The following is a 5,008-nucleotide window of genomic DNA, read 5'->3' as shown; positions in this document are numbered from 1 at the left end:
CCTGCGGAGTGCTCCTCAGGACGAGGTCGGACTCTGTCGCCGTTGGTATCACTCTGCTCGGACTGGTGCTGCTCGCGCTGCCGGCGAGCGCCGCCCTTTCGCCCGCCGCGGCGCAGAGCGCCAACGACTGCGCCCCCTATTGCGACTATCGGCATTATTATGGGGTGCAGAACTACACCTGGGACGCGCCCGGCAGGTTCTGCCGCCCGATCTGCGACGCCGCGGGCAACTGCCTGCCGACCAAGACGTGCGTGCGGGCCGAGCCGCGCACCCGGGTGGTGGGCGGCGTCGTCGGGCCGGTGACGGCGATCGCCGGCAACACCTCGGTCACCTTCTACGATCCGTCGATCGCCACCGAGCCGGTCGCCCGGCCGTTGCGGTCGCCGCCGCGCGGCCGCGCGCCAATCGTGCGGGTGCGCCCCTACGTCCCGCCCCGCTGAGGGTGGCGAGCCACCACTGACCTGCGCCCCACGACACCGAGCCGCCCTCGATCGAGGTCGCCGTCGGCCGAGGTCGCCGTCGGCCGACGTCGATGCGTCGAAAAAACATCTGCGCATAAACGAATGCGCCCCGCCGGGGGGCGAGGCGCAGGACGATCGGGTGCCGATCGCTCGGGATCAGTTGTCGCGGTAGACCCGCTCCCGCCGCTCGTGGCGCTCCTGCGCCTCCAGCGACAAGGTGGCGATCGGACGGGCCTCGAGCCGCTTGATCGAGATCGGCTCGCCGGTCTCCTCGCAATAGCCGTAGGTGCCGTCGTCGATCCGCTGCAAGGCGGCGTCGATCTTGGCGATCAGCTTGCGTTGCCGGTCACGGGCCCGCAGCTCGATCGCCCGCTCCGTCTCCGACGACGCGCGATCGGCGAGATCGGGATGGTTCTGGTTCTCGTCCTGCAAGTGCTGAAGGGTCTCCTTCGCCTCCCGCAGGATGTCTTCTTTCCAACAGAGCAGCTTTTTCCGGAAGTACTCCCGCTGCCGCTCGTTCATGAAGGGTTCTTTGTCCGTTGGCCGATATAACCTGTCCGTCTCCAGGCGCATGACACGCTCACTCCCAACGCGGCCGACCCGATTCCTTCACTTCGACTTCTATGGTCGATTCATCGTGAGTGCGCACGCTATATACAAGCGATGCGACACGACGACAACAACAGATTGGACTAATCCCGCCGGATGGCAGAGGCCGTCGCGCGGCCTCGCCGAGAAACGAGGAAACGCCTGCGGCAGAGGGGGATCCGCGTCTTTCTCAGGTGTTTCCGGCCGGCTTCAGCTTGGCCAGCTCGACCTCCACCCGCAGCTCGATCTCGGCCAGCACGCCGTCGAGGCCGGGGTCGCCGCTCGGCTCCTTGAGGCTCGCCGCGACGCTCTGCAGGCGAGACAGCAAACGCGGGTCGAGATCACCGGCGAGCAGCGCGATCTTGATCTCGTCGAGCACGTCGAGCGCCGAGCGGCCGCGGCCGACCGCCCGCTTGCGCCGCTCGGTGGCGTCCTCGACGCCCTGCAGCGCCAGCAACGCCTCGATGCCGGTCAGGCTCTGGGTGGCGCTGGTCGCCGCCGGCTGCAGCGGCGCCGTGGTGTCGCCGAGCGAGAAGGTGCCGCCGCCACCGCCGGTGCGCCGGGAGGCCGGGGCGGCGGTGCCGGTCTTGGCGGGTCCGTTCGGTCCGGTGATGCGCATGAGCGGGATCCGGTTTCGCTGCGGGTCGCGTGACGCCCCCCGAGTGGAGCGTGTCGTGCCTGTCGAGCCTGTCGAGCGGGACGGGAGCCGGTGGCGCAGCCGCCGTGCCCACCCCATTGGAGCGCAGGACGACGCGAATCCGGAATCACGATCGCTCGAACGAGGCCGAGGGTAACCCCTCGCGTGGTTAACGAGAGGTAAATGGCCGGCAAAACTTGCCGGGCCCGGCCCGCACCGGGCCGCGATCGACCGGGCGGCGCAAGGGTCGGCCGGCCGACGCATTTCAAAAATTCGCATGAATTCAACGATGAAGTCCCGCCGCACGGCGTGGCACGGTCCTCGCAGAGCAATTTCCGGAAACCCTCGGTCGGAGTTGCCGAAGCATGCGGACGCCCTTCAAGTACGCACTCGCGATCCTGGTCGCGGCGGTCGCCCTGGTGGCGGCAGCGCCCCAGGCCAGCGCGATCTCGCGCATCAAGGACCTCGCCAATGTCGAGGGCGTCCGCCAGAACCAGCTGATCGGCTACGGCCTCGTCGTCGGCCTGCAGGGCACCGGCGACACCATCAACAACTCGCCCTTCACCAAGCAGTCGCTGCAGGCGATGCTGGAGCGATTGGGCGTCAACATCCGCGGCCAGACGCTGCGCACCGGCAACGTCGCGGCGGTGATGGTGACGGCCAATCTGCCGGCCTTCTCCACCCAGGGCACACGGGTCGACGTCACCGTCTCCGCGCTCGGCGACGCCAAGAGTTTGCAGGGCGGCGTGCTGCTGGTGACGCCGCTGCTCGGCGCCGACGGCAACGTCTATGCGGTGGCGCAGGGCTCGCTCGCGATCAACGGTTTTCAGGCGGAAGGCGACGCGGCGAAGATCACCCGCGGCGTGCCGACCGTCGGGCGGATCGCCAACGGGGCGATCATCGAGCGTGAAATCGATTTTGCGCTCAACCGGCTCACCCAGGTGCGGCTCGCTCTGCGCAATCCCGATTTCACCACGGCCAAGCGCATCGCCGCCGCGATCAACGACTTTCTCGGCATGCCGGTGGCCGAGCCGCTCGACCCCGCGACCGTCCAGCTCGGCGTGCCGAAGGAATACACCGGCAACGTCGTCGCGATGCTCACCGAGGTCGAGCAGCTGCAGATCGAGCCCGACCAGCCGGCCCGCATCATCATCGACGAGCGCTCGGGCATCATCGTGATGGGCCGCGACGTGCGGGTGTCGATGGTGGCGGTCGCCCAGGGCAACCTCACCGTCACCATCAGCGAGTCGCCGCAGGTGAGCCAGCCCGCGCCGTTCTCGCAGGGCCAGACGGTGGAAGTGCCGCGCACCCAGGTCGGCGTCACCGAGGACGGCCGCAAGCTCGCCGTGGTGCGCGAGGGCGTGTCGCTCCAGCAGCTGGTCGACGGGCTCAACGCGCTCGGCATCGGGCCGCGCGACCTGATCTCGATCCTGCAGGCGATCAAGGCCGCCGGCGCCATCCAGGCCGATCTCGAGGTGATGTGATGACGGCGCTCTCGTCCCTCTCCTCTCCCTCCTCCGCCGTCGGCGGGCTCGGCGCGGGCGATGCCGCGCTGGCCGCCCACCGGGCGCTCGCGAGCGGCTCGGCCGCCGCGCAGACCCCGGCCGAGGCGGCGCGCCGCCAGGCCAAGGACTTCGAGGCGATGTTCCTCAACACCATGGTCGAGCACATGTTCACCGAGACCGGCGAGGACGGGCCGCTCGGCAACGGGCCGGGCACCGGCGTGTGGCGCTCGTTCCTGGTCGACGCCTACACCAAGGGTATGGCCGAGAACGGCGGCATCGGCATCGCCGATCAGGTCTATCCGACGCTGCTCGGGCTGCAGGAGGCGCGCGCCGGCGCATCCGCCGGCGGGCAGAAGACCTCCGCCTCGCCGGGCTCGGCCGCCACCGCCGCCGCCGCGCAGGCCGCCTACGCCACCGCCACCGACAAGAAGCCCTCTCAGCCGAGCGAGACCACGCCATGATGCAGAGCCCCGACGCCGTGCCCCACCCGATCGCCACCGCCACCGAGGCGGCGACCGTGATCGCCTCGCTCGACGACACCATCGCCGCCCTCTCCACCGTGATCGAGGAGGAAGGCCGGCTGGTGCGCGCCGGCAAGCTCGGCGAGGTGGCCAAGCTCGCGGCGGTGAAGACCGACCACGCCCGCGCCTATCTCGCCGACAGCCAGCGTCTGCGCGACAGCCTGCCCCGGCTGCGCGACGAGCTCGGCGGCGTGCTGGAGGCGGTCAAGGCGCGTCACGCCGCCTTCCAGAGCCGCCTGCAGGAGAACCTGACCGCGCTCGCCACCGCCCACGCGGTGTCGGAAGGGATCGTCCGCGGCGTCGCCGCCGAGACCACCCGCATCGCCTCGCCGGAGGTTTACGGCGCCTCCGGCCGCACCACGGTGGCCGACCAGCGGCACGCCCGGCCGCTCGCGCTCTACCGCACGCTCTGAGAGCTGCCGCCCGAGGCCGGCGAGGGGGCGCGCGCCGGCACGCCCGTGACGGGCGGCCCGCCGCGGTCGGCCGGTCTCGTGCAAAAGCCCGCGCAATTTGAACGGCATTCGCCGGAGTGCCCGGCCGGCGCGCCCGGCCGGCGCGGCCGGCCGCACGCATCACGATACCGGCGCCGAGCGGTACCCGCCGCGCGCTCGCCGAGGGTCGTCCGCGGGTTTTCTCGTGGTCCGGGCGAAGCCTGGTCGAATCAACGCGAAAATCGATCCCGATCAATCGTTAAAATTTTAGCCACAAAAGTATTTTCCCCTAACCACGTTTCCTAACAAGCCGTTAATTCCGGCTCTTTAGAACTGTCGTCTCGAAAGGGTGCAAACGGCAGCGCGAATCCGGAGGGGCGGCCGCCGAAGCGACAGGTCAGGCGATGGACACGAGCCTCACCATACGGCCGCCGATCGGCGTCACCAGCGCCGACGCCGCGCGCCCGGTGACTGTGGAAGCGCCGGTCGTCCCGACGGTGCTCCCGTCGGCGAAGGCCGTGACGGCCCCCACCCCGTCCTCCGAGAGCGCGACCGACCCCAAGCTCGCGCAGTCCGGCAATCCGCCGGCGCAGAGCCAGCCGGCCCAGAACCAGGCCCTCCACGCGCAGGAGAACACCACCCGCCAGGTGGTGCTCGATCCGCAGACCCGCGAGGTGGTGTTCCGCGTGATCGACTCGAAGTCGCGGCAGGTGCTCCGCCAAATTCCCGAGGAAGCGCTGCTGCGCATGCGCGCCTACAATCGCGCCTTGCAGGACGGCACCTCGCCCGCCGAGGTGATGAGCCGCGCCGATCTCAGGGCCTGAGAGCCCGTTTGGGAACTCCGACGGGGCTGCGCCGGAGCCGC

General features: G+C 70.0%; 7 protein-coding genes. 5 read left to right on the top strand and 2 right to left on the bottom strand.

What is annotated here, in order from left to right:
• The coding region (locus tag A33M_RS18595; RefSeq protein ID WP_192814132.1) for a hypothetical protein at positions 1 to 440 on the top strand (440 nt) is incomplete at its 5' end.
• A gap of 177 nt (positions 441 to 617) precedes the next feature.
• Here A33M_RS18595 and dksA read toward each other — a convergent pair.
• Together dksA and A33M_RS18585 are read right to left on the bottom strand one after the other, a co-directional pair.
• Complete coding sequence (gene dksA, locus A33M_RS18590; protein WP_040621701.1) at positions 618 to 1,034, bottom strand: RNA polymerase-binding protein DksA; 417 nt, start codon at positions 1,032 to 1,034, stop codon at positions 618 to 620.
• Positions 1,035 to 1,239: 205 nt separating this feature from the next.
• Positions 1,240 to 1,668, bottom strand: a complete 429-nt coding sequence (locus A33M_RS18585; protein WP_008390452.1) for a flagellar assembly protein FliX — start codon at positions 1,666 to 1,668, stop codon at positions 1,240 to 1,242.
• A gap of 383 nt (positions 1,669 to 2,051) precedes the next feature.
• Here A33M_RS18585 and A33M_RS18580 point away from each other — a divergent pair, with 383 nt between their 5' ends.
• The 4 genes from A33M_RS18580 to A33M_RS18565 all read left to right on the top strand — a co-directional run bounded on the left by A33M_RS18580 (position 2,052) and on the right by A33M_RS18565 (position 4,967).
• Positions 2,052 to 3,170 carry a flagellar basal body P-ring protein FlgI gene (locus A33M_RS18580; protein ID WP_008390449.1) on the top strand — a complete coding sequence of 373 codons (1,119 nt, stop codon included), beginning with the start codon at positions 2,052 to 2,054 and terminating at the stop codon, positions 3,168 to 3,170.
• A complete protein-coding gene (locus tag A33M_RS22565; protein ID WP_008390447.1) occupies positions 3,170 to 3,652 on the top strand; it encodes a rod-binding protein in 483 nt (160 codons plus the stop codon). Before A33M_RS18580 ends, A33M_RS22565 begins: the two co-directional genes overlap by 1 nt.
• The gene (locus tag A33M_RS18570; protein WP_008390446.1) at positions 3,649 to 4,125 is read left to right on the top strand and encodes a hypothetical protein; all 477 of its coding nucleotides are present in this window, start codon (positions 3,649 to 3,651) and stop codon (positions 4,123 to 4,125) included. Before A33M_RS22565 ends, A33M_RS18570 begins: the two co-directional genes overlap by 4 nt.
• Before the next feature lie 536 nt (positions 4,126 to 4,661).
• Positions 4,662 to 4,967 carry a flagellar protein FlaG gene (locus A33M_RS18565; RefSeq protein ID WP_157223558.1) on the top strand — a complete coding sequence of 102 codons (306 nt, stop codon included), beginning with the start codon at positions 4,662 to 4,664 and terminating at the stop codon, positions 4,965 to 4,967.
• Positions 4,968 to 5,008 lie beyond the last annotated feature (41 nt).

It is taken from the genome of Rhodovulum sp. PH10 (assembly GCF_000293785.1).
Classification (GTDB): Bacteria; Pseudomonadota; Alphaproteobacteria; order Rhizobiales; family Xanthobacteraceae; genus Rhodoplanes.
The sequence above is the reverse complement of the archived record's forward strand: the minus strand, read 5'-3'. Positions and strand labels throughout refer to the sequence as shown.

What these genes read in the sequence shown, in the direction of transcription:
- dksA (WP_040621701.1), bottom strand. Translation starts at nt 1,034, where the DNA reads ATGCGCCTGGAGACGGACAGGTTATATCGGCCAACGGACAAAGAACCC.
- A33M_RS18585 (WP_008390452.1), bottom strand. Translation starts at nt 1,668, where the DNA reads ATGCGCATCACCGGACCGAACGGACCCGCCAAGACCGGCACCGCCGCC.
- A33M_RS18580 (WP_008390449.1), top strand. Translation starts at nt 2,052, where the DNA reads ATGCGGACGCCCTTCAAGTACGCACTCGCGATCCTGGTCGCGGCGGTC.
- A33M_RS22565 (WP_008390447.1), top strand. Translation starts at nt 3,170, where the DNA reads ATGACGGCGCTCTCGTCCCTCTCCTCTCCCTCCTCCGCCGTCGGCGGG.
- A33M_RS18570 (WP_008390446.1), top strand. Translation starts at nt 3,649, where the DNA reads ATGATGCAGAGCCCCGACGCCGTGCCCCACCCGATCGCCACCGCCACC.